Below are 21035 nucleotides of genomic sequence, written 5' to 3' on the forward strand. Positions count from 1 at the left end.
GGTGAGGCCGGGGAGTTCGATGTTCAGGTGGGGTTTGCCGTCCTTGAGGGGTGCGGCTGCGTCGACGAAGACGTTGGTGGTGTCGGTGCCGATGCGGTCGGTGGTGGAGGCTCCGTTGGGTCCTACGGTGAGGTCCCAGAGGTCTTTGATACCGGCGACGTTGAGGTTCTTGCCGACGCTGACTCCGCCGTTGGGGGTGGTTCCGGCGCGGACGGATCCGATGCCGGGGACGGGAATCTCGACGCCCTTGGGAGTGCCGTTGTTCCCGCCCGGGATCACACCACCATTACCCGGAGTACCAGGGGTGCCACCCGGAAGACCGGGAACGTTGGGAACGCCCGGAAGACCCGGCAGACCTGGAAGCGGACCGGTGCCACCCGGGATCGGCAGGCCCGGAAGACCCGGGAGTGAGCCGGAGCCGTCGAGGGGCGGAACCGGAAGACCCGGGAGTGAGCCGGAGCCGTCGAGGGGCGGAACCGGAAGACCCGGAACGTCCACCGGCGGCTTGCCGTTGCCGTGCCCCGGAACCTTGCCGATGAGGCCGCCGAGCACGTTCTCCACAGGAGTCGCGACCGGGTCGATGACCCCGCCGAGAAGCTTCCCGGTGGTGGAGTGCGTGCCGTCAGGGCAGCTGCAAGGAGCCGTGCTTCCGGTCCCGTGACCCGTGCCGCTCGGCGTATGAGCGGACGGCACCTGCGTGGTCGGCGTGTGAGGGCTCGGAGCGTGGACCCTCGTCGAGGCCTGGGCTCCTGCGGAGCTGTTCCCCGCCGTGGCGTTGACCTGGCCGGTGGCCGCGGTCGGCTCGGCGACGTGGCGTCCCTTGCCCGGGGTCGGGGTGATGACCTGAGCGATGGGGCGGCTGGCCGGAGCCACTCGCTTGACCACGTTCTGCGGGGTGATGGCCGCCGGTGCCTCGATGTGAGGGGCCGGGACGTTGACCGCCGGAGCGGCCGGGATCGCCTTGGCGGCGACCTTCCGGACCACATCGGTCGCCGGCGCCGGCGCCGGGGCCTTGGCCGCCGTCGTCGTCGTGCCGGTCAGGGCGCCGACGGTCTGGTTCACTGTCGCCGTGGCGGTGCCGGTCACCTGACGGGTGAGGCCGGAGACCGCTCCGAAGAGGGACGGCTTGGCGGTGGCAACCTGAGGGTCGGACGCCGGAGGGGTGGTGTCGGTGGAGGGGGCTGCTGTTGCTGCGGTTTGTCCTATGCCGTACAAGCCGCAGGCGAAGAAGGTGCCGAGAAGTACCCGGCGTGCATGCCTGTTCACTGTATTTCTCCTGAATGATGATGATGCGGGAAGCGCCGCGAAGCGCTCGGATGAGGTGTCTGCCGGTCTGGCGCAGACGCTTCCCGTGATCAGTCAGGAGTGGAGCCGGGGCTGAAAGCCGCGGAGGCGGGCGGGGTGCCTGCGGTGCGGGCACCGGCGTCGCCGGCCTGGTGAGGAAGAAGAATGAAACCGTTCGGGGGCAGTGCCGCGACGGCGCCGCCTCCCGTCTGGGAAGAAGCAGAGGAGCCCAGGCCGCTCGTGACGTTGAGCGGTTCCGGAGCGGGCGAGGGGCGCTTGGGCTCCTCCGCCCGGGCGGTGGCCGCCTGGCCGGCCGTCGAGCTCTTGGTGAAGTTGACCAGCATTCCATCCGCCGGGGTCCAGCCGAAGGACTCGGTGGACGCCGCCGCCGTCGGCTCCACGACGCCGTTCGCCGCAGCTGCCGGAACAGCCGCCGGGGCGGTGCGCGGAGCAAGCTGCGGAGCCGGAGCGTGGGGGGTCGCCGGGGTCGTCGTGGGGGTGGAAGGAACCGTGCCCGGAACGAGGACGCCGGGAAGCGAGGGGAGCAGACCGCCGGGGCCCGTCACCACACCACCGACGACTCCGCCGACCTGGCCGGTGGTGTCCTTCACGGCCCGGTCGACGCCGGTGGTCACCGAGTCGATCGGCGCGGTGATCTGCGTGATGGGCAGTCCCTTGACGGTCCCGCCGACCGCGTCACCCGCTGAGGCGACCGTCTTGTCGACCGTGTCCGTCACGGTGTGCACGGCGGGGGCGAGCACCGGGACGGTGCTCTCGACGGTCTTGTTCACCACGCCGGTCACCGAACGGAGTCCGGTGCTCACGGTCGTGGTGGTGGAGCTGATGGTGTCTGCGGCGACCTTCTGGACCTGGGGCACGACGGCGGTCACGGACCGGACGGTCGACGTCACGGTTCCGGTGGTCGTGGTGATGCTTCCGGTGGCCGTGTGAAGAGTTCGGTCGACCGTGCCTTCCAGTCCGGAGACCGTCGAGCCGAGCACGGCGGGCAAAGAGGCCGGTGCGGGCGCCGGCGCATGGCGCGGAGCCTGCGGGGCCGGCGCCTGGGCTGCGGGGACGGTGGTCGCGCGGTGTGCCGGTGCGGCATGAGCGGGAACCCGGGTCGCTGCGTCGAGCTGGTGGGTGACGCCACCCACCGTGGAGCTGACGGTGCTGGTCACGGATCCGAGGAGGCCTTGCGACGATCCGTTGTCGGCGGAGGCGGGGGCTGCGGACAGGAGGAGCCATCCCGCGCCGGTGCCCGCGGCGAGTGCCGCATAGCGCAACAGGCGGAGAGCCCGCGACTGCGAGCCGTTCCTGGATGGCATGTTCCCTCCCCTCGGTCACACCAGGTGTGGAACTCAGGGATGGTCCCCAAACCACATCTACTGATACCAATTACACAAATGCATGACAACCATGTCAAGAAGATTGCAGTTAACGGGACTTAAACTTTGCAACATTCCGTATCGTGAGAGTTTTCCAAGGTGAGAGCTTGGTTTCTCTTCAGCCGCCTGTCGCGGGGTGCGTGGGATTTGTGAAGCACTAGGTTCATAGCTTGGATCAACACTCCGTAAGTGATTCGATCGAATTGTTGATTTTGTTCCGGAGCGGTTAAATCCCGCTGGGCCGGGGGAGGTTTTTCTCCATCTTCTGTGGGCTGAACCGCGCGGGAACGGGGCTTCTTGCTAGCGTTGTGCTGTGATTCCCGCCCTCGTCAAACGCCAGATTCTCCCGTTTATAGCTCTACTGTGCTATTTGCTGGCGACGCCGTGGCTCGCGCTCGAGAAGGGGACCGACTTCCCTCCCTTCCTCCTGGCGATCATCGCAGGGGCGCTCCTGGGGCTCTGGATCACCCCGAGGATCCAGAGGGTGGAACGAGTGTGGGTGCGGGTGGTGGTCCGCGCCGGGATCCTGGTGCTCGGGTACCTGATGCTTTCCAGCATGAAGCCGGTGTACGAGGCCGTTCCGGGTGGGCTGATCGGAAGCACCGTCTTCTTCCTGAACATGACGGCCATTCCGTTCCTGACCCTATGCACGACGGCTCTGCTCACGGATGTCCTGTTCCTCCCCGGTATGACGCGCCGGAAAACCGACAAGCAGGGCTGAGAAGCCTATTCGTGCGGCGAGCGGAGCGCGGGGCTCCTGAACGGCTCAGTACTCCCGGAACGCCGGGACCTGAGCACGCTGGGTCCTCGTGGCCTGAGGATTGAGCTCGTCACACCAGACCGGATACACCCGGAAGCCGCGTTTGCCCGGCCGGGCGCCCGCGGTGATGCCGAGCTCCTCGAGATGCGCGGCGGTGAACCGGAAGACGCCGCGGCGTCCCGAGTCCTCCACGAACACGAGCAGCCCTGCTCCGATGTCCCTGCGGCCGAACGGTGCCGTCCGGCCTTCGCCGTCGCGACGCCAGAATGCCAGGAAGGCGCCCGGCTTGGTCGGCGTGATCCTCGCGGTCCGGACGTGCCACGAATCGCCGTGGATGCAGGCGAGTCCTGATTCGTAGTCGCTGTTCTGCGTTTCGGGAATGACCGTGAACGGTTCCCCCCGGACGGCCGCGTACTCCTCCAACGCACTGAATCGCATTCAGCCAAGGTACCCGATGCCGGCGTCGCTCCTGATCAGGATGGCGCGGCACCCGCCGTGGGCAGTGGTCGCGGCGTCTTCGGTGACACTCCTCCTCGCTCGGGGAATACCTCGTCCACATAAGACCCTTACCCCTATGCGCGCTCCGGGAGGACGCGCAGAATGAAAGCACGGTCCGTCCTGGGGAGGAGGGCGTTCCACCACGGGCCTTCGGGCAGGTTTCCAGGAGCGAGCAGATGTCAGAGACGCAAGAATCCACCACGGCAGCCTCGGAAGGAGGCCTGCGCCGTTCGCTCGGCCTCAAGCAATTGATCGGCAACGGCCTGGTGTTCATCGGGCCGGCAGCGCCAGTGGGCATCTTCGGCCCGATCTACGCCAAGAGCGGAGGCGCCGTGGTCACCGTCTATGTGGTCGCCACGCTGATCATGGCACTGACGGCGGTCTCCTATTCCCAGATGTCACGGGTGGTCCCGGCCGCCGGTTCGGTCTACTCCTATGCGACGGCCGGCATCGGCCGGGGCGCAGGATTCGTGGCCGGGTGGATGGTTCTGCTGGACTACCTCCTCATTCCCAGCGTGGCCTTCCTCTTCACCGGCCTGGCCATGCACTCCTTCCTCCCGGCGATCCCCGCCTGGGTCTTCACGGCGCTGGCCGTCATTCTCACCACCGGACTCAACCTGGCCGGAGGCAAGAGCCTGGCCCGAGCGGCGATGGCCGTGGTGATCGCGGAGGTGGCGGTGCTGGCGATCGTCCTGGTGGCCGCATTGGCCGCCATCGCTGGATCCGGTGTCCATCAGGCCCCGCTGTCACCGATCGCCGGTGTGGACGGTTTCTCCCTCGTCGCGGTCCTGGGCGCGGTGTCCATCGCGGCCATGGCGTTCCTCGGGTTCGACGCGATCGCCACTTTCGCCGAGGAGGCCAGGGGCAGCAGCCGGCTGATCGGCAAAGCGATGCTCGCGTGCCTGGTGATCGCGGGCGTCCTGTTCCTCTTCCAGAGCTACATCGTGGAACTCATCACCGTCCCCACTCCCGCGCAGCTGGCCGCCGACCCCGAAGCCCAGGGAACCGCGTTCTATGACACCATCCGATCGCAGGTGGCTCCGTGGCTCGCGACACTCCTGGGAATCGCGAAGGCACTGGGCGCCAGTTTCGCCGGCATGATGGGTCTGGCCGCGGGCAGCCGGGTGGTCATGACCATGTCCCGTGAACGCCGCTTCCCGGCGGTTTTCGGCAAGGTCGCCCGGAACGGATCGGCGCCCGCGCTCGCCACGATCCTGGTCACGGCGGTGACCCTGATTCTCGCGGTCTGGGCCGCCGCCGAACCGGACGGGCTGGACCTGCTCTCCTCCACCGTCTCCATCGGCGCCATGAGCGCGTTCATCCTGCTGCACGTGTCCGTGATCGGATACTTCCTGGTCCGGCGCAAGAGCGGAAACCGTCTGGTGCACCTGGTGGTCCCCGTGGTCGGGATCGCGTTCTTCCTTCTGGTGATCGCCTTCGCCAACATCAGCGCCCTGACGGTCGGCGCCGTCTGGCTGGTCATCGGCGTCGCGGTGGCTCTCATCCAGCATCAGCGACGGCGCGGCGGAACCCAGCCCGCCGAAGCCGCCATGCACGAGTAGACAGATCCCGATCCACGCCTCAGGAGGCACCCATGGCAGACCACTACAGCATCACCGCCCAGCAGACCGCTGCCCAGAACTTCACCGTCCGATCGGGGGAGGATTCCGTCGAGGTGGGGATCGGGACCTTCATGCCCACCGACCTCCTTCTCGGCGCGCTCGGATCCTGCATCCTCTCGGTGGTCTCCGACTACGCCCAGCGCAACGGCATCGAACTCTCCGCCCCGCTGACCATCCAGGTGGACGGGGACATGGCGAACAAACCCCGGCGGATCGGGTCGATCGCGGTGAGGCTCGGGCTGCCGGATGGCCTGACGGACACCCAGCGGCAGGCTCTGCTGCGGGCCAGTCGTCATTGCACCATTCACGCCACTCTCGCCAATGAACCCGAGGTGACGGTGGAACTGCTCCAGGAAGTACCGTAGAAGCATGGCCACCGGTGGTTCGCGCAGGAATTCGCTCGAGGCCCGTTTGGAACGGGCCGCGGTGCTGCGTGCCGGGGCGGACGGCGCACCGCTGACCGAGGAGGAACGCGCCCACGAGGCCGAACAGGAAGCGCTCCGGGAGAAACGCTCGCGGGTGAACACCGCGGCACGCGCCGACTATCTGGTCCGTGAAGCGATGGCTCAGGGCAAGTTCGAGAACCTGCAGTACGCCGGCAAACCCATTCCCGGTCTGGACGGCGGCTACGACCCCGATTGGTGGCTCAAGGGCCTCATCCAACGGGAGAACCTGAGTGGTCTGGCCCCGGAAGCCATTCTTCTGCGCACCGTCGACCGCGAGCTCGACTCCACCCTGGACGGGCTGCCCGGTGAACGACAGGTCCGGGAGGCCCTGGAGGAGTTCAACCGTCGGGTCATCAATGCCCGGCGGCAGCTTCAGGGCGGACCCCCGGTGGTCACCCCCACCCGGGACGTCGAGGAGGAAGTGGGGCGCTGGCGCTCACGGCGAGCCGCCGTCGAGCCTTCCGAAGAGCCGCCGACGCCGGAATCCAGCCAGCGCTGGTGGCGCCGGCTCTGGCGCGGCGAGGCCTAGCCCGCGAGGCACCCCTGGCGGAGCGACCGGTTCCGGGGTGCCTTCTCCCCGGGACGTGCCCTTGTCAGGCGGGGACCGCGAGCACCGACTGCCCTGCCAGCTCCCGGCTCATGAAGACGCTGTTCGGGTCCTCGACGTAGCCGCCGAACGGACGGCACTCCCGGAACCCCGCCTGCCGGTAGAGTGCCCGTGCGGGTTCGAAGAAGGCCATGCTCCCGGTCTCCAGCGAGACCCGGGTGACGCCGCGGCGCCAGGCGTCCTCCAGCAGGAAGTCCAGCATCCGCCGCGCGACGCCTCGGCCCCGGTACTCCGGGTGGGTGCGCATGGATTTCAATTCCTCGTGCGCGATGTCGATCGTTTTGAGGGCGCCGGTGCTGATCAGTTCGCGGCCGAGATGAGCCGTGAACAGGCGGACGGAAGGATGCAGAAGCGCCTCGACATCCAGGGCGTGGCAGCTTTCCGCCGGGGCGGTCTGTGACAGCTCGGCCTGATGGGTGGTCAGGAAGTCTTCCAGCGCGGGGGTGGTGAGCCGGACACGTTCGATCATGATTTCCACCCCTTCACCATCCCAGACGGGAATTACAGGGGTGTTTCCTCAGGGTGTCAGGGCTGTTTTGTCCGGCGCTATCCGGCATCGCGGGTTTCCGTGGTGGCGGCGTGCCGGGCGGCCACGGCATCGAGCCAGCGGTCCAGCTCGGAGGCCTTGCGGAACACCAGGACGGGCGGCGCCGCGGGTTCCTCGGCCCACGCCCGGATCCTGGAACGTTTGCCGGAGAACGACCGGAAGTGCCAGAGCAGAATGGAATCGGAGGAGAACGTCTGCTTCAGACTCTCGACGTTCCCGTTGCACGCCGGTTGCCGGTCCATGACCCGCAGGAAGGTCCGGCGCAGCAAGCGGCCCAGGGAGACCAGACGCGAATAGTCGAGTCCCACCACCAATTCCGTCCGGGCCAGCACGACGTCCCGGAACTGACGGTACGCGCTGTCCAGGATCCACTCGTCCCGGCCGGCGATGTCCTCCGCGAGGACCAGCATGTCCTCGGAACTTCGGCTCGTCCACGCTGCCTGTGATGCGGGAAGCCAGCCGATCTCATCGTCGACGGAATGCCAGGGGATCCCGGTGATTTCGCTCAGACGGGCCGCCGCCGTCGACTTCCCTGTTCCGGTCGCTCCGTAGAACAGGATCCTTCGGGGCAGGGGGAAATCCACGGATGCTCGGCTCATGGCCCCAGCCTAACCAGAGGTTCGAAGTGGCGGGAGGGGGACCGGGCCTCCGTATCATGGGCGCATGAACGAGGAAACCGTGCCCGTGGCGAATGGCCGGCACTGCGAAGTCATCGCCGGAACTCATTCCGGCAAGACCGGCGTCGTGCAGGACATCAACACCAGCAAGACCGGCGCCGTCACCATCACTGTGCTCCAGGCCGACGGCGTGCGTTTCAAAACCCTCGCGAAGAACGTGCGCGTCACGGCCTGACCACCTGCCCGTGCCGCTGGACTGCGGAGGAGAAGTCAGCGCGCGACGACGGTCAGCGGCTTCTGCGGCAACGCGCAACTGGCGAGCGGCTCTCCGGCTCCGACACTCAGCGCTGCGCCTCCGATGTGGACCGAATCGAAGCACGTGTCGATGCCGTAGGGCGTGGCGCTGACCGAGTAGTTCCCCGGCGGCAGATCGCCCGGCACGTTCAGATCCGTGCGGAAGCCGCCGTCGTCGGTCATCGGGACGAGCAGGCTGACGAGTGTGACGGATTTCGGATCCCTGAGCTGGACCTCCGCCTGAGCCTTCGAGCCGTAGTGGGGGTGACAGTCCGCGTCCGGGGCCTCCACGGTGAGGGTGTCCCCGGGGTGCGCCGTCGTGGCACTCAGATGAAACGGCGGCGGCGAGCAGCGCGTGGACGGCGGGATGCGCTGCCCGTCGAGGGCCATCATGCCGAAGAATCCCGCCAGCAGCAGAACCCCCAGTCCCAGAAGGCCGACGTTGAACAGGCGCCAGATGCGCGTGGCAGGATCGCTGCGGGTGCTCATGGCTTCATTCTGGGCGGCGGCAGCCCGGGTGCCGGTGACGATTGCATCACGATCGTCCGGTGATGCGGGAATTCCCGGAACGTTCACCCGGCCACGAGGTGGAGCGGAGCCGCGGCCTGTCCCACCAGGACCTCCTGGCCCCAGGTCAGGGTCAGTCGGTCATCCTCCATGCCGTCGCCGAACACCACCAGCTGCTCGGAGGACACCGTGGCGGTCAACGACTCGCCGGGCTGGAGCACACCTTCCGTCAAGGTCGCACCGGTCGCCGGGGACGGCCAGGCCTCGCGGACGAACCACGCCAGTTGGGGATCCGTAGGCGCGGGAAGGCGGCGTCCGCCACGTTCCCCGGCGATCGACGCGCACCAGCCGGTGGCGCCCGTGCCCGTGGAGACGATGAGGCCGGACGAGGACTGCCGCTCACGTTGTCCGTCCGGGGTGTGCAGCTCATAGCGTGCGGATTGATGGGAGGCGTGGCCGAGGAAAACCTCGTTGAGGGCGGAGAGCTCCTGGCCGTCGTCCGTCCTCGCCGTCACCATGGACAGCCGTTCCAGGGCCGGCCCCCAGTCGCCCGGCGTCCCGTCGGCCATCCGGGCGAGCAGCCCGGCGGCCTGCCGCGGGCTGTGGCGGACCAGCACCCCCGGATTCCGGCCCGGCTCCGCATTGACGCCGATCACGGGCTGCCCGGCCAGGTACTTAGCCGTGTTCGCCACCAGGCCGTCCTGCCCGACGACCACCACGACGTCGTCCGGCGCCATCAGGAACCGGCTGAGGTCCGCGCGCTCGACTTCGCCCGTCCGCCATCCCGCGGGCGCGGCCTGGCGCAGTGCGGCGCGGGCCTCGGTGAGGGTGTCATGCGCGGCCTGAACCTCCGCCAGGCCGCGGTTGCGGACCTTGAGGAAGAACTCCACCTGTCCGCGGGTCCCATGCCGGTCCAGGAGCTCGTCGAGCTCGGTCCGCCGGTGGACCAGGACCATTCGTGGATTGGCCATGAGCGTGTCCTCTCTACTTCTTCGCCGCGGTCAGGGCGGCCAGTGCGGTTCCGAGCATGTCCGGAGTGATGGTCAGGTTCTGGATGCCGGGCAGGTTCGCCGCGGCCTCCTTCAGCGCCAGGGCCAGCAGGATTCCCTGGTCGAGATCCCGGTAGGTGTCCATGGTGGCCTTCTCGCGAGCGGCCTCGGCTTCACCCACCATCCTGATCCTGCCAGCTTCCGCCTCCGCCGCCACCGCGCCGCGCTCGGCGGCTGCCTGCGCCTCGATGGCCGCGGCGGCCGCGCGTTCCTCCGCCTCGCGGCGGGCGTTGGCGCCCTCCTGGGCCACCAAGTTCTCCCGCCGGGCGGCGAGTTCGATCTGGTTGGCCAGCTCGTTCTCGGCGATGGCCCGTTCGCGTTCGACGGCGAGGGCCCGGCGTTCGAAGGTCGCCCGGTCCGCCTCCGCCTGGAGCTGCTCCCGGACCGGGGTCTGCAGCGCGCGCTCCACCTCGGTTTCGGGACGGATGGCGAGGACGTGGACCCCGAGTACCGCGATCCCGGTGTCCTGGAGGCGGGCGTCCCGGGTCAGTGTTCCCAGCAGCACCTCCCGCAGAGGCGCCGCACCGTTGGCCAGGGCTTCTGCGAGGGTGAACCGGGCCACGTGGTCGTTGGCGGCCGACTGGCAGAGCTGCCCGATGATGGTCTCCACCTGCTGGGCGCCCGTGGCCGGTGCTTCGTCCTTCTTCTTGAGCCCGAAGTCGAGGCGTGCGCTCGCGAGCACCGGATCCGTGAAGCGGTAGGTGATATTGGCCTGGACGCTGACGTCCTGGTGGTCCTGGGTGAGGGCGTGGAAGAGGGTGGGGAGCTCGCGGTCCTCCACGGGGATCTCGCTGAGGACCGAGGTCCCGGGGCGGTACCAGAAGGCCTGGCCCACACCCTGGTGGCGGACCTGGCCGGCCTGGAGGTGGACCACGTAGCCGGTGGGTCCGCCCAGGAAGTGGTTGATCCAGGGGTAGCTCTTGATGGTGGTCATGATGTCGCTCCTTCGGTAGTTATCGTCAACATGACGATAACTGAACTCTAGAGGCGCTTCCTCATTAATGTCAAGGTGACGATAAATGCTAGGCTGAGAGCATGACGACCCGGGACTCCGATGCGCTCGCTGCTTTCCACGCCTTTCCGGTGACGGTGGACATCGTCGCGCTGACCGTGCGCGACGGCGTGCTGCACGTGCTGCTGGTGCGTCGCCTGCTGGAGCCGTTCCGGGACCGGCTGGCGCTGCCGGGCGGGTTCGTCCTGCCGGGTGAGGGGCTCGCGGAGGCAGCCCGCCGCGAGCTCGCCGAGGAGACCGGCGTCGAACGCCTGCCCGGCCACCTGGAGCAACTGGCGAGTTACGGCCCCGCCGGACGCGACCCCCGTGGCGACGTCCTGACGGTCGCCCATCTGGTGCTCGCGCCGGACTTCCCCGTGGTGGCGGGCGGCGGGGACGCGAGCGAGGCTCTCTGGGTCCCGGTGGACCGGGTGCTGGACGACGCCGGGGAGCTGGCTTTCGACCACGCGCGGATCCTGGCCGATGGTGTGGAGCGGGCGCGCGCCAAGCTGGAGTACTCGCCGCTGGGTGCGGCGTTCTGCGGCGACGAATTCACGATCGCCCAGCTGCGGGGCGTCTATGAGGCGGTGTGGGGCGTCCGCCTTGACCCGAGGAACTTCCATCGCAAAGCCACGGGCGCCGCGGGATTCCTCGAAGAGACCGGGACGCTGTCCACCGGGGACGCCGGCCGCCCCGCCGCGCTCTACCGGCTGGCCCCGGAGGCCCGCTCGGGAAGCAAAGCGGTGCTGAGTCCGCCGCTCATGAGGCCGGCGGGCTGAGCAGGCCCGACGCGGGCCTGAACCGGGTCGGGCTCCGTGGCGAGGTTTGAGACACTGGAACCAGTCCCACCCAGCTCCGGAAGGCATCCCATGGCAAGCACCCTGCATCTCGTCCGACACGGCCAGACGGACTGGAACGTGCAGCGCCGCTTCCAGGGGCAGACCGACATCCCGCTGAACCGGACCGGCGTCGAGCAGGCTGCAGGCGTCGCCGAGGCGCTGCGCGACGTGCCGCTGGCCGCCGTCGTGACCTCGACCCTTGGCCGAGCGCTGGCGACCGGCCAGGCCATCGCCGACGCGCAGGACCTGCCCACGCCCGCCACGGACGCCCGCCTCATGGAGCGCCACTTCGGTGAGGCTGAAGGAATGCACGCCGACGATGTCACCCGGCTCTTCCCCGTCCGCGAAGAGATCCCGGGCCGGGAGAGCGACGACGAGCTGCGCGCCCGCGCCTTCGGCGCGCTGGAGGAACTGGCCGCGGCGCACGAGGGTGAGGAGATCGCCGTCGTGAGTCACGGCGGCTGGATGGCCATGGTCCTGCGCACCCTGGTGGGGGAGGCGTACGACTACTCCACGCTCACCAACTGCTCCGTGCACACCCTGATCTGGGACGCCGCCACGGGTGAGGTGCGGGTGGACGGCGTGGAGACCGCGGCTCACCTGGTCCGCGAATAGGGAACCGGGGCTAGAGGAGCCCGATCTTCCGGAGCTGTTCCGCCAGGCCGGCGCCGTCCGGGGCATAGACCCACGGGATCGCCGAACCCGAGTGATCCACATCCGGGGTGTGACCGCCGGCCAGGACCGCCTCGCCCACGGAGAGCTGGCGGATGGCCACCGCGGCCACGTTCTCCGGATGCCGCTGCGCGAACTCCGAATAGATCGCCTCGTCATGCTGGCCGTTGTCGCCCACCAGGAGCCACTTCACGCGCGGGAACTCCTGCGCCAGACGTTCCAGATTGTCCTGCTTGTGCTCGCGGCCGCTGCGGAACCACCGGTCCTCCGTCAGGCCCCAGTCGGTCAGGAGCATGGGGCCCACCGGGAAAAGGTTGCGGTGCAGGAAGCGGTTCAGGGTGGGAGCGGCGTTCCACGGACCGGTGGACAGGTAGAACACGGGGGCGTCCGGGTGGGCCCGGAGGATCCGTTCGTACAGGACCGCCATGCCGGTGGTGGCCATGCGGGCGCGTTCGTTCAGGACGAAGGCGTTCCAGAAGGCGAGCAGCGGGCGGGGGAGAGCCGTCACCATCACGGTGTCGTCGATATCGGAGAGGATGCCGAACTCCACATCCGGCGGCAGCACGAGCAGCGGGGCCTCGGCGGCGGGTGTCCCGGAGGCCCGGATGGTGGCCGTGTGCCAGCCCGGTTCCAGGTGCACGTCCACGGTGGTGTCCACCAGGCCGCCGCGGTCGGCTTCGACGCGCACCCGCGCGTCGCCGATCTCGATGTCCACCTCACGGTCCGGGATGGGCACCGAGGTGAACGCGCGCCAGCCGCGGATATTCTGATTGCCGTCCCGGGCCGCACGGTCGGCGCGGCTGCCGGGCAGCAGGCGGGAGGCGAGCATGACGCGGGCCAGGATCCGGACCTGCGTGGCGGACCCGTAGCCCGTGTAGGGGACCGTGGCCGGCTGGAAGTGGGTCTTCCGCGCCATCTTCAGACGCGCCGAATTGATGAAGGAGGAGATCCTGTGGGCCGCTCCGAAGAGCGGGTTGCCTGCCCAGGAGTGGCGGGCTGGCTCATGCTGCATGGGCTTAACTGTGACACAGACTGAAGGCCGTGCCGCCGCGGCACGGCCTTCAGGACTGTTTGGGCTGGTCCGGGGCGCGTCATGAGACGGCCATCCCCGGCGTCGACCGGGGCGGCGGACTTCTCCCCGGGCGAGCGGTTTCAGATGGTGCGCGGGGCCTTCGCCAGATTGGCCTCGAGCTCCGCCGCGTTCTGCCGGACGACGTACGCCGGGCGGTCGCGCTCCACGCGCCAGCTCTCGGCGAGCGGTCCGACGTTCACGGTGTCGAAGCCGAACTCGTCATAGAGGCGCGTGACGAGCTCGGCGGCCTCCGGGAAATCACTCGACGTGGCCAAGGCACGGCGGTTCTCCGTGCCGGACGGGGTGCCGTCCGTGGTGATGTCCGCGGCGGCGATGTGGTTGAAGCCCTTCGCCACCTTGGACTCCGGCAGGTGCTCCTGCAGGAGTCCGGAAGTGGTGGCTTCGCCGCGGTCCAGCGCCTCGATGTGGCCGTCCCGCTCCCAGTAGTAGTTGTTCGTGTCGACCACGACCTTGCCCGCCAGGGGCGCCACGGGGACGTCTGCATACGCCTTCAGGGGGACGGTGACGACGGCGAAGTCGCCGGCGGCCGCAGCCTCCTCAGCCGTCGCGGCCCGTGCCCGGGGGCCGAGCTCCGTCACCAGCTCGGTGAGGGTCTCCGGCCCGCGCGAGTTGCTGATGACGACGTCGTAGCCCAGCTCCACGGCCTTGCGGGCCACCTGGCTGCCGATGTTTCCTGCTCCGATGATTCCAATGGTTTCGCTCATGCCCGTCACAACCGCCCCCGGGGGCACTCCATTCCGGCGTTGAGAAATATGACGTGGAATGAATTTCGGGGGTGAGTGGTCACTCCGGCAGGAGGATCAGATCCAGATACGCCTCCAGGCTCGCGGCCACATCCACGGTGTCCGGCGCGTAGAGCCGCTGGAGCTGCATGCCGTCCCAGAGGCCGATCAGGGAGGCGGCCGCCTGCGCGGGCTCGACGCCGGGCCGCAGCTTGCCGGCCGCGCCCAGCGCTTGCAGTTCCCCGGTGTACTCGTCGCGGAGCCGCTCGAAGCGCTCGGCGAAATAGTCGCGCCCGGGGTGGCCCTCCGTGGTCGATTCGCCGCTGAGCACCGCGTAGAGCTGAGTGAGGCCGGCGATGTCCACATTCGCCCGCGCCTGCAGGAGCACCATCTCCCGGAAGGGCATGGGACCCAGCCTCGAGACGCCGCCGCTGTCCCGCTGTTCCAGCACGGCCAGGAGCAGATCGCTCTTGCGTTTGAAGTGGTGCAGGAGGCTCGTCTGGCTCATGCCCACCTCGTCGGCGACGTCCTGCAGGCTCCCGGCGTGATAGCCGCGGGTGGCGAAGACGTTCAGCGCAGCGTCGACGATTTTCTGCCGGGTCGCGGCCGTCTTGGCGTAGGGGCCGCGTTTGCCCGTGCGGGGGGCTCTCTGAGCGCTCATGGAGTGGAGCATAGCGCCGGTGGCCTTAACAATTTGAATTTAGAGTGACTACTCGAAATTTGTGTTAGCCTCGTCACACTGGCCGCGCCGGCCTCCGTCGTCCGGCGCCCGCTACAGGTACAGAGAGGTATGTGTCATGCCCCATGTTTCCCGGAGACGGCTGCTCAGCACTGGACTGGGTGCCATGTCCCTGGCCGCGCTCAGCGCTTGTGCCACACCCGGCACGCACTCCGTCAACGCCGACCCGGTCATTCCCGCCGCGAGCGGCCAGAAGATCCGCCTCACCTACTGGGCCTGGCTCAAGGACTTCCAGAAAGTGGCCGACCTCTGGAACGCGAAGAACCCTCAGGTCCAGGTGGACATCGTCTGGATCCCCGGAGGGAATTCCGGCGGCTACCAGAAGATGTACTCCGCGCTGGCCGCCGGCGCCGGTCCCGACCTCGCCCAGATCGAACTGCGCTCCATCCCGGAGTTCATGCTCGTCAACGGCCTCGTGGACCTGAACCGCTACGGCGCCCAGGAATTCGCCCCGCTCTACGACCCCACGCTCTGGGGCCAGGTCAGCTTCACCGGAGGCGTCTACGGCATCCCCCAGGACTCCGGCCCCATGGCCACCTTCTACCAGCCGGCGCTCTTCGAGAAGGTGGGGGCCGCCCCGCCGAAGACCTGGGACGAGTGGGCCGCCGTGGGCAAGGAACTCCGGAAGGCGGGAAGTTACATCGACTGCTTCGCCATCAGCGACGCCAGCCCCTTCGCCGCCTTCGCGGGACAGGCGGGCGCCACCTGGTTCCGGCCCGAGGAGGACGGCTGGGCCATCAACATGACGGACGATGCCACGCTGAAGGTGGCCCGCTTCTTCGACAAGGCGATCGACGACGGCCTGGTCCAGACAGGCTTCACGCACTACAGCCCGGCCTGGTTCGCCGCGGCGGCCAAGGGCGGGATCGCCTCCGTCACCTCGGGCAGCTGGGGCGACGCCCTCGTCGAAGGCATCAGCGGCGGCAAGGGCAAGTGGAAAGCCGCGCCCATGCCCGTGTGGGGCGGCACCGGCTTCGGCTCCAGCTACCTCGGCGGCTCCACCACGGCCGTGCTGGCCGGCAGCAAGCACCCCCGCGAGGCACTTGAGTTCGCCGTCTGGCTGACCACCTCCCGGGAAGGCATCGACGCGATGATCAAGCACAGCGGCATCGGCTGGTCGCCCGCCAAGGACTTCGTGGGCACGGCCCGCCAGCAGCCCTCCGAGTTCTTCAGCGGCCAGAACTACTTCAAGGACGTGCTGATCCCGGCCAGCCGGGAACAGAACCCGAAGTGGTCCTGGTGGCCCATCACCCAGCAGACCTTCAACATTCTCAGCGACGGCTTCCGGAAGAAGGCGGGCGGCACCTCCCTGGTGGACGCCGTGGCCGCCGCGGAGCAGGACGTCATCACCGTCTTCAGGAACAAGGGCCTGACCATCAGGAAGGAACAGGGATGAGCAGCACACCAGCTTCAGTGACCCGGAGCGCGGTCCGGGGCGGACGCTCCCGCGCCGCCGCCCGTGCACCCTGGATCCTCCTGGCGCCGTTCCTGGCGCTTTTCACCCTCACCTTCGTGCTGCCGATCCTGGTCGCCGTGATCTCCAGTTTCACCAAGGTCACCCGCAGCGGGCTGTTCGGGGAGAAGGGCGTGAGCAGCGGGTTCGCCGGCTTCGACAACTACGCCCAGGCCCTCGGGGACAGCAATTTCATCGCGTCGATCGGGCGTGTGCTGCTCTTCGGCGTCGTGCAGGTGCCCGTCATGATCGTGCTCTGCACCATCCTCGCCCTCCTCCTGGAATCCGCCTCGGCCCGCTGGCCCGGGTTCTTCCGTGCCGCCTACTTCATGCCGTACGGCGTGCCCGGAGTGATCGCCACCATCCTCTGGTCCTTCCTCTACGTGCCCGGACTGAGCCCGTTCATCGACATCGCCGGGAGCATGGGCATCACCCTGGACTTCCTGGGGCCGGATCATGTCCTGTGGTCGATCGCGAACATCGTGACCTGGAGCTACACCGGCTACAACATGCTCATCATCGTCGCTCAGCTCAAGGCCATCCCCGGTGAGCTGTATGAGGCGGCGCGGGTGGACGGGGCCTCGCCGTGGCGGATCGCCCGCAGCATCCAGCTGCCGCTCATCACCCCCGCGCTGGTGCTGACCACCGTGTTCTCGATCATCGGCACCCTGCAGCTCTTCGCCGAGGCCCAGGTGCTCAAGACCTCGGCCCCGGCCATCGACAGCCAGTACACGCCGAACCTCTCCGCATACTCCACGGCCTTCGCCTACAACGATTACAACGTCGCCGCGGCCCAGGCCGTCCTGATCGCGCTCGCGGCGTTCATCCTCTCCTTCGTCTTCCTCCGCCTCACGAACAGGAAGTCCTCATGACCACCACCACGGAAGCACCCGCCAGCCCCCGGACCGCCGAAGCGCCCCGGGCGGGCGCCGGCCGCGCAGCCGGCCGCAAGCGTTCCAGCACCATCCTCGTCACGGCGATCCTCGTCGTCGTCGCGCTGTACTTCCTGGTGCCCGTGTACTGGGTGCTGGTGGCCTCCACCAAGACCACCCAGGATCTGTTCTCCACCAACGGCTTCCTGTTCTCCGGGCACTTCGCCCTCTGGGACAACCTCGCGAGGGTGCTCAGCTACGACGACGGCGTCTTCCTCCGCTGGTTCCTGAACTCGGTGCTCTACGCCGGAGTGGGCGCGCTGCTGGCCACTTACCTTGCCGCCGCGGGCGGCTACGCCCTCGCCAAGTACGAGTTCCGTGGCCGCAACGCTGTGTTCGGCACGATCCTCGGCGGAGTCCTGGTCCCGGGCACCGCCACGGCCCTGCCCATGTTCCTGCTATTCAGCCAGCTGGGCCTCGCCAACACCTACTGGTCGGTGCTCATCCCGTCCCTGGTGTCCCCCTTCGGCCTGTTCCTCTGCCGCATCTACGCCCAGGCGACGGTGGACACCGCCCTGATCGAGGCGGCGCGCATCGACGGCGCCGGGGAGCTGAAGATCTTCCACACCATCGGCCTGCGGGTTCTCACGCCGGCCCTGGTCACGGTGTTCCTCTTCCAGCTCGTCGGGATCTGGAATAACTACTTCCTGCCGCTGGTCATGCTCTCGGACAGCAAGCTGTACCCGATCACGCTCGGCCTGAACAACTGGCTGTCCCAGGTGGACCGCCTGCCCGAGTTCTACGAACTCACCACGGGCGGCGTGCTGCTCTCCATCATCCCGCTGGCCATCGCCATGATCGTCCTGCAGCGCTTCTGGCGCGGGGGCCTGACCGAAGGAGCCGTCAAATGACCGCCGCCTACCTCACCAGCACCGCGCCCGGGGAGGGACGCCGCAGCCCGGCCCGCGCACGGCTCGCCTCGGACGCGCCGGAGCTGAGCCTCGACGGCGACTGGGCTTTCCGGCTCCTTCCGGCCGCGCCCGGCACCCCGGCGGGGGCACTGGTTCTGCCCGAGGGCGAGGGCGCCGAGGACTTCGCGGCCCCCGGCTTCAGCCCCGACGGCTGGGACGCCCTGCCGGTCCCGTCCCACTGGGTCCTGCAGGGCGACGGGAAGTACGGCCGGCCGATCTACACCAACGTCCAGTTCCCGTTCCCCTGCGAGCCGCCGTTCGTCCCGGACACCAACCCGACCGGTGACCACCGCCGCGTCTTCACGCTGCCCGAGAGCTTCGACGGCGCCGAACGGATCCTGCTCCGCTTCGACGGGGTGGAGTCGCGGTACAAGGTGTGGCTCAACGGGACGGAGATCGGCGTGGGGTCGGGCAGCCGGCTGGCTCAGGAGTTCGACGTCACCGAGGCCGTGCGACCGGGGGAGAACGTGCTCGCGGTCCGGGTGCACCAGTGGTCCGCCGCCAGCTATCTCGAGGACCAGGACCAGTGGTGGCTGCCGGGCATCTTCCGCTCGGTCACGCTCCTGGCCCGTCCCGTGGGCGGGCTCGACGACCTCTGGCTGCGCACGGCGTACGACGGCGACGCGTCCGGGACCGGGCAGGGCACGGTCGTGCCCGAGGTGAGTGCGGGCGAGGCGGCGTTCCCGGTCCGGTTCCGGATCGCGGAACTGGACGTCGACGTCGTCTGGGAGCGCCCCGGCGACGTGGCCCCGGTGGTGGTGGCCGGCGTCGAGCCGTGGAGTGCCGAGACGCCGCGGCTCTATGAGGCGACCGTCGAGGCGCAGAGTGAGACCGTCACGCAGCGGATCGGCTTCCGCACGGTCCGGATCGAGGGCGACCGGTTCCTGGTCAACGGCCGGCGCGTGGTGTTCCACGGCGTCAACCGGCACGAGACGCATCCCGAGCGGGGGCGCGCCTTCAACGAGGAATTCGCCCGCGAGGACCTGTTGCTCATGAAGCGCTTCAACGTCAACGCGATCCGCACGAGTCATTACCCGCCGCATCCGCGCCTGCTGGATCTGGCCGATGAGCTGGGATTCTGGGTGATCCTGGAGTGCGATCTGGAGACGCACGGCTTCGAGCGGCACGGCTGGGAGGGCAACCCCGGCGACGACCCCGTCTGGCGCGACGCCTTGCTGGACCGCATCGAACGGACCGTGGAGCGCGACAAGAACCACCCCAGCGTCGTCCTGTGGTCGCTGGGCAACGAATCCGGCACCGGCGCGAACCTCGCCGCCATGGCCGCCTGGGTGCACGCCCGCGACCCCGAACGGCCCGTGCACTATGAGGGTGATTACTCCGGCGCCTACACCGATGTGTACTCCCGCATGTACTCCTCCATCCCGGAGACCGAGTCGATCGGGACGGACGGCGCCACCGATCTGCTGCTGGGGTGCAGCGCCGCGGAGTCGCTGCGGCAGCGCCGTAAGCCGTTCATCCTCTGTGAGTACATCCACGCCATGGGCAACGGCCCGGGCGCGATCGACCAGTACGAGGACCTCGTGGACCGGCACCCCCGGCTGCACGGCGGCTTCGTCTGGGAATGGCGCGACCACGGACTGCTCAGCCGCACCGCGGACGGCACCCCGTTCTTCGCGTACGGCGGTGACTTCGGGGAGGAGATCCACGACGGCAACTTCGTCATGGACGGCATGGTCCTCGCCGACGGCACCCCCAGCCCGGGACTCCACGAGTACCGCCAGGTGGTCTCGCCGTTGCGGCTGACGCTGAGCGGGACGGCCGCTGCGCCCGTCGTCCGGGTGGAGAACCGTCGCCATAGCGCGCCGGCGGCGGACGTGCGGATCAACCTGCGGCTGGAGCACGACGGGCGCCCGGTGGACACGGGTGCGCTTGCGATCGTGGGCGACGACGGCGGGGCGCTGGCTGCCGGGGCGTCGGCCGCCTACGCTCTTCCCGCGGTGCCGGTGTCCCCGGAGGGTGAGACGTGGCTGACAGCCGAGGTCGTGCTCGCCGCGGACACCGCGTGGGCGGAGGAGGGGCACGTTCTCGCTTCCGCTCAGCTCGACCTGACCCCAGCGCGGGAGCGCCGGGCGGGCCCCCGTCCGGCGGCGGCCTCTTCCCGCGCCCTCTCCGGTGCTCCGCGCCGGCTGGAGCTGGGCCCCGCGGTGTTCGACGGCGGCCTGCTCACCTCGCTGGCCGGACAGTCCGTGGAGGCGCCGCGGCTGGAGCTCTGGCGGGCGCCCACGGACAACGATCGCGGGCAGGGCTTCGGCTCCTACGACGCCGCCGACCCGCGCTCGCAGGGCGTCCGGGGGCTCGGCACGGGTCAGCCCGCGCCGACCTGGGAGGAGGTCTGGCGGTCCGCCGGACTGGACCGGCTCCACCGCCGGATCGAGTCCGTGCAGGCGACGGACCGTTCGCTCACGGTCCGCGCCCGGTACGCGGCCGCGGACACCGCCCGGTCCTTCCACCTCGACGAGCACTGGGAGCTGTCCGGGGAGGACCTCTGGCTGCGGCTCGACCTCACCCCGAGCGGGAACCACGTCCGTGACCGGGCGTGGGATCTGCTCCTGCCCCGGATCGGGGTGCGGTTCGGCCTGCCGTCGGAGGTGTCCGGCGCGGAGTGGTTCGGCACGGGCCCTCGTGAGTCGTACCCGGACAGCCGCCATGCCGCTCTGGTCGGACGCCACGCGGACAGCGTGGAAGGCCTGGGGACCGTCTACTCCCGTCCCCAGGAGAACGGCCACCGGAGCGACATGCGGGAGCTGGATCTGCTGCTGGGCGGCGCGGGTGGCGCGGGTGGCCCGGGGACACCCTGGCTCCGCGTCGAGGCGGAGCGGGATTCCGCCGGACGCCTGCCCGGGTTCACCCTCTCCCGGCACACGGCGCAGGAACTGTCCGGCGCGGCCCATCCGCACGAGCTCCCGGATTCGGACCGCACCTGGCTCTACCTCGACGCCGCCCAGAACGGGCTGGGCTCGCGCGCCTGCGGACCCGATGTCTGGCCCGAGTACGCCCTGCGCCCGGAGGCCCGCACGCTGCTGCTGAGGTTCACGGCGCTCTGAGG

The 21035-nt window shown here is 69.1% G+C and carries 21 protein-coding genes and 1 pseudogene; 11 read left to right on the plus strand and 11 right to left on the minus strand.

The genetic code is table 11. From position 1 onward, the window contains the following. Both AB4Y75_RS00005 and AB4Y75_RS00010 read right to left on the minus strand, forming a co-directional pair. Nucleotides 1-1266 (minus strand): annotated as a pseudogene (locus tag AB4Y75_RS00005) (hypothetical protein); the annotation flags it as partial. An 89-nt stretch (nucleotides 1267-1355) separates the two neighbouring features. Then, entirely contained in the window at nucleotides 1356-2609 is a 1254-nt protein-coding gene (locus tag AB4Y75_RS00010) for a hypothetical protein (protein ID WP_441433872.1), read from the minus strand. A gap of 373 nt (nucleotides 2610-2982) precedes the next feature. On the opposite strand from AB4Y75_RS00010, the gene AB4Y75_RS00015 reads away from it, so the two are divergent. After that, nucleotides 2983-3390, plus strand: a complete 408-nt coding sequence (locus AB4Y75_RS00015; protein WP_441433873.1) for a hypothetical protein — start codon at nucleotides 2983-2985, stop codon at nucleotides 3388-3390. Nucleotides 3391-3435: 45 nt separating this feature from the next. Here the strand turns inward: AB4Y75_RS00015 and AB4Y75_RS00020 are convergent, their stop codons facing one another. Beyond that, a complete protein-coding gene (locus AB4Y75_RS00020) occupies nucleotides 3436-3867 on the minus strand; it encodes a MepB family protein (protein WP_441433874.1) in 432 nt (143 codons plus the stop codon). A 236-nt stretch (nucleotides 3868-4103) separates the two neighbouring features. Here AB4Y75_RS00020 and AB4Y75_RS00025 point away from each other — a divergent pair, with 236 nt between their 5' ends. From AB4Y75_RS00025 to AB4Y75_RS00035, 3 genes are read left to right on the plus strand one after another with little or no spacing between them, the layout of a single operon-like run. Continuing rightward, entirely contained in the window at nucleotides 4104-5489 is a 1386-nt protein-coding gene (locus AB4Y75_RS00025) for an APC family permease (protein WP_441433875.1), read from the plus strand. A 32-nt stretch (nucleotides 5490-5521) separates the two neighbouring features. Further along, on the plus strand, nucleotides 5522-5914 hold the full coding sequence (locus tag AB4Y75_RS00030; RefSeq protein WP_441433876.1) for an OsmC family protein: 393 nt from the start codon (nucleotides 5522-5524) through the stop codon (nucleotides 5912-5914). 4 nt (nucleotides 5915-5918) lie between these two features. Next, nucleotides 5919-6524 (plus strand): J-domain-containing protein, encoded by a 606-nt coding sequence (locus AB4Y75_RS00035; RefSeq protein ID WP_441433877.1) that lies wholly within the window; start codon nucleotides 5919-5921, stop codon nucleotides 6522-6524. A gap of 64 nt (nucleotides 6525-6588) precedes the next feature. Here AB4Y75_RS00035 and AB4Y75_RS00040 read toward each other — a convergent pair whose 3' ends face one another. Further along, a complete protein-coding gene (locus tag AB4Y75_RS00040) occupies nucleotides 6589-7071 on the minus strand; it encodes a GNAT family N-acetyltransferase (protein ID WP_441433878.1) in 483 nt (160 codons plus the stop codon). A 77-nt stretch (nucleotides 7072-7148) separates the two neighbouring features. Continuing rightward, complete coding sequence (locus AB4Y75_RS00045; RefSeq protein ID WP_441433879.1) at nucleotides 7149-7748, minus strand: adenylate kinase; 600 nt, start codon at nucleotides 7746-7748, stop codon at nucleotides 7149-7151. 64 nt (nucleotides 7749-7812) lie between these two features. On the opposite strand from AB4Y75_RS00045, the gene AB4Y75_RS00050 reads away from it, so the two are divergent. Continuing rightward, a complete protein-coding gene (locus AB4Y75_RS00050; protein WP_441433880.1) occupies nucleotides 7813-8001 on the plus strand; it encodes a KOW motif-containing protein in 189 nt (62 codons plus the stop codon). A 35-nt stretch (nucleotides 8002-8036) separates the two neighbouring features. On the opposite strand, the gene AB4Y75_RS00055 is transcribed toward AB4Y75_RS00050, so the two are convergent. The 3 genes from AB4Y75_RS00055 to AB4Y75_RS00065 all read right to left on the minus strand — a co-directional run bounded on the left by AB4Y75_RS00055 (nucleotide 8037) and on the right by AB4Y75_RS00065 (nucleotide 10550). Continuing rightward, complete coding sequence (locus AB4Y75_RS00055; RefSeq protein WP_441433881.1) at nucleotides 8037-8549, minus strand: hypothetical protein; 513 nt, start codon at nucleotides 8547-8549, stop codon at nucleotides 8037-8039. 83 nt (nucleotides 8550-8632) lie between these two features. After that, nucleotides 8633-9538, minus strand: a complete 906-nt coding sequence (locus tag AB4Y75_RS00060; RefSeq protein WP_441433882.1) for a hypothetical protein — start codon at nucleotides 9536-9538, stop codon at nucleotides 8633-8635. A 13-nt stretch (nucleotides 9539-9551) separates the two neighbouring features. Then, nucleotides 9552-10550 (minus strand): SPFH domain-containing protein, encoded by a 999-nt coding sequence (locus AB4Y75_RS00065; protein ID WP_441433883.1) that lies wholly within the window; start codon nucleotides 10548-10550, stop codon nucleotides 9552-9554. Nucleotides 10551-10651: 101 nt separating this feature from the next. Here AB4Y75_RS00065 and AB4Y75_RS00070 point away from each other — a divergent pair, with 101 nt between their 5' ends. Beyond that, nucleotides 10652-11386 carry an NUDIX hydrolase gene (locus tag AB4Y75_RS00070; protein WP_441433884.1) on the plus strand — a complete coding sequence of 245 codons (735 nt, stop codon included), beginning with the start codon at nucleotides 10652-10654 and terminating at the stop codon, nucleotides 11384-11386. Nucleotides 11387-11476: 90 nt separating this feature from the next. Further along, nucleotides 11477-12061 carry a histidine phosphatase family protein gene (locus tag AB4Y75_RS00075; RefSeq protein WP_441433885.1) on the plus strand — a complete coding sequence of 195 codons (585 nt, stop codon included), beginning with the start codon at nucleotides 11477-11479 and terminating at the stop codon, nucleotides 12059-12061. A 10-nt stretch (nucleotides 12062-12071) separates the two neighbouring features. On the opposite strand, the gene AB4Y75_RS00080 is transcribed toward AB4Y75_RS00075, so the two are convergent. From AB4Y75_RS00080 to AB4Y75_RS00090, 3 genes are all read right to left on the minus strand, one after another. Continuing rightward, complete coding sequence (locus tag AB4Y75_RS00080; RefSeq protein ID WP_441433886.1) at nucleotides 12072-13130, minus strand: App1 family protein; 1059 nt, start codon at nucleotides 13128-13130, stop codon at nucleotides 12072-12074. A gap of 140 nt (nucleotides 13131-13270) precedes the next feature. After that, entirely contained in the window at nucleotides 13271-13915 is a 645-nt protein-coding gene (locus AB4Y75_RS00085) for an NADPH-dependent F420 reductase (RefSeq protein ID WP_441433887.1), read from the minus strand. 79 nt (nucleotides 13916-13994) lie between these two features. Further along, nucleotides 13995-14594, minus strand: coding sequence for a TetR/AcrR family transcriptional regulator (locus AB4Y75_RS00090; protein WP_441433888.1), 600 nt, complete (start codon nucleotides 14592-14594; stop codon nucleotides 13995-13997). 136 nt (nucleotides 14595-14730) lie between these two features. Between AB4Y75_RS00090 and AB4Y75_RS00095 the strand changes: the two genes are divergently transcribed. Genes AB4Y75_RS00095 through AB4Y75_RS00110 form a run of 4 tightly spaced genes read left to right on the plus strand, consistent with a single transcriptional unit; the run spans nucleotide 14731 to nucleotide 21033 of the window. Continuing rightward, nucleotides 14731-16068 (plus strand): ABC transporter substrate-binding protein, encoded by a 1338-nt coding sequence (locus AB4Y75_RS00095; RefSeq protein WP_441433889.1) that lies wholly within the window; start codon nucleotides 14731-14733, stop codon nucleotides 16066-16068. Further along, nucleotides 16065-16997 carry a carbohydrate ABC transporter permease gene (locus AB4Y75_RS00100; RefSeq protein WP_441433890.1) on the plus strand — a complete coding sequence of 311 codons (933 nt, stop codon included), beginning with the start codon at nucleotides 16065-16067 and terminating at the stop codon, nucleotides 16995-16997. Before AB4Y75_RS00095 ends, AB4Y75_RS00100 begins: the two co-directional genes overlap by 4 nt. Further along, the gene (locus tag AB4Y75_RS00105; protein WP_441433891.1) at nucleotides 16994-17908 is read left to right on the plus strand and encodes a carbohydrate ABC transporter permease; all 915 of its coding nucleotides are present in this window, start codon (nucleotides 16994-16996) and stop codon (nucleotides 17906-17908) included. Before AB4Y75_RS00100 ends, AB4Y75_RS00105 begins: the two co-directional genes overlap by 4 nt. Next, the gene (locus AB4Y75_RS00110; protein WP_441433892.1) at nucleotides 17905-21033 is read left to right on the plus strand and encodes a glycoside hydrolase family 2 TIM barrel-domain containing protein; all 3129 of its coding nucleotides are present in this window, start codon (nucleotides 17905-17907) and stop codon (nucleotides 21031-21033) included. Before AB4Y75_RS00105 ends, AB4Y75_RS00110 begins: the two co-directional genes overlap by 4 nt. Nucleotides 21034-21035 lie beyond the last annotated feature (2 nt).

The organism is Arthrobacter sp. RAF14 (assembly GCF_052114185.1).
In the GTDB taxonomy this organism is placed as follows: domain Bacteria; phylum Actinomycetota; class Actinomycetes; order Actinomycetales; family Micrococcaceae; genus Arthrobacter_E.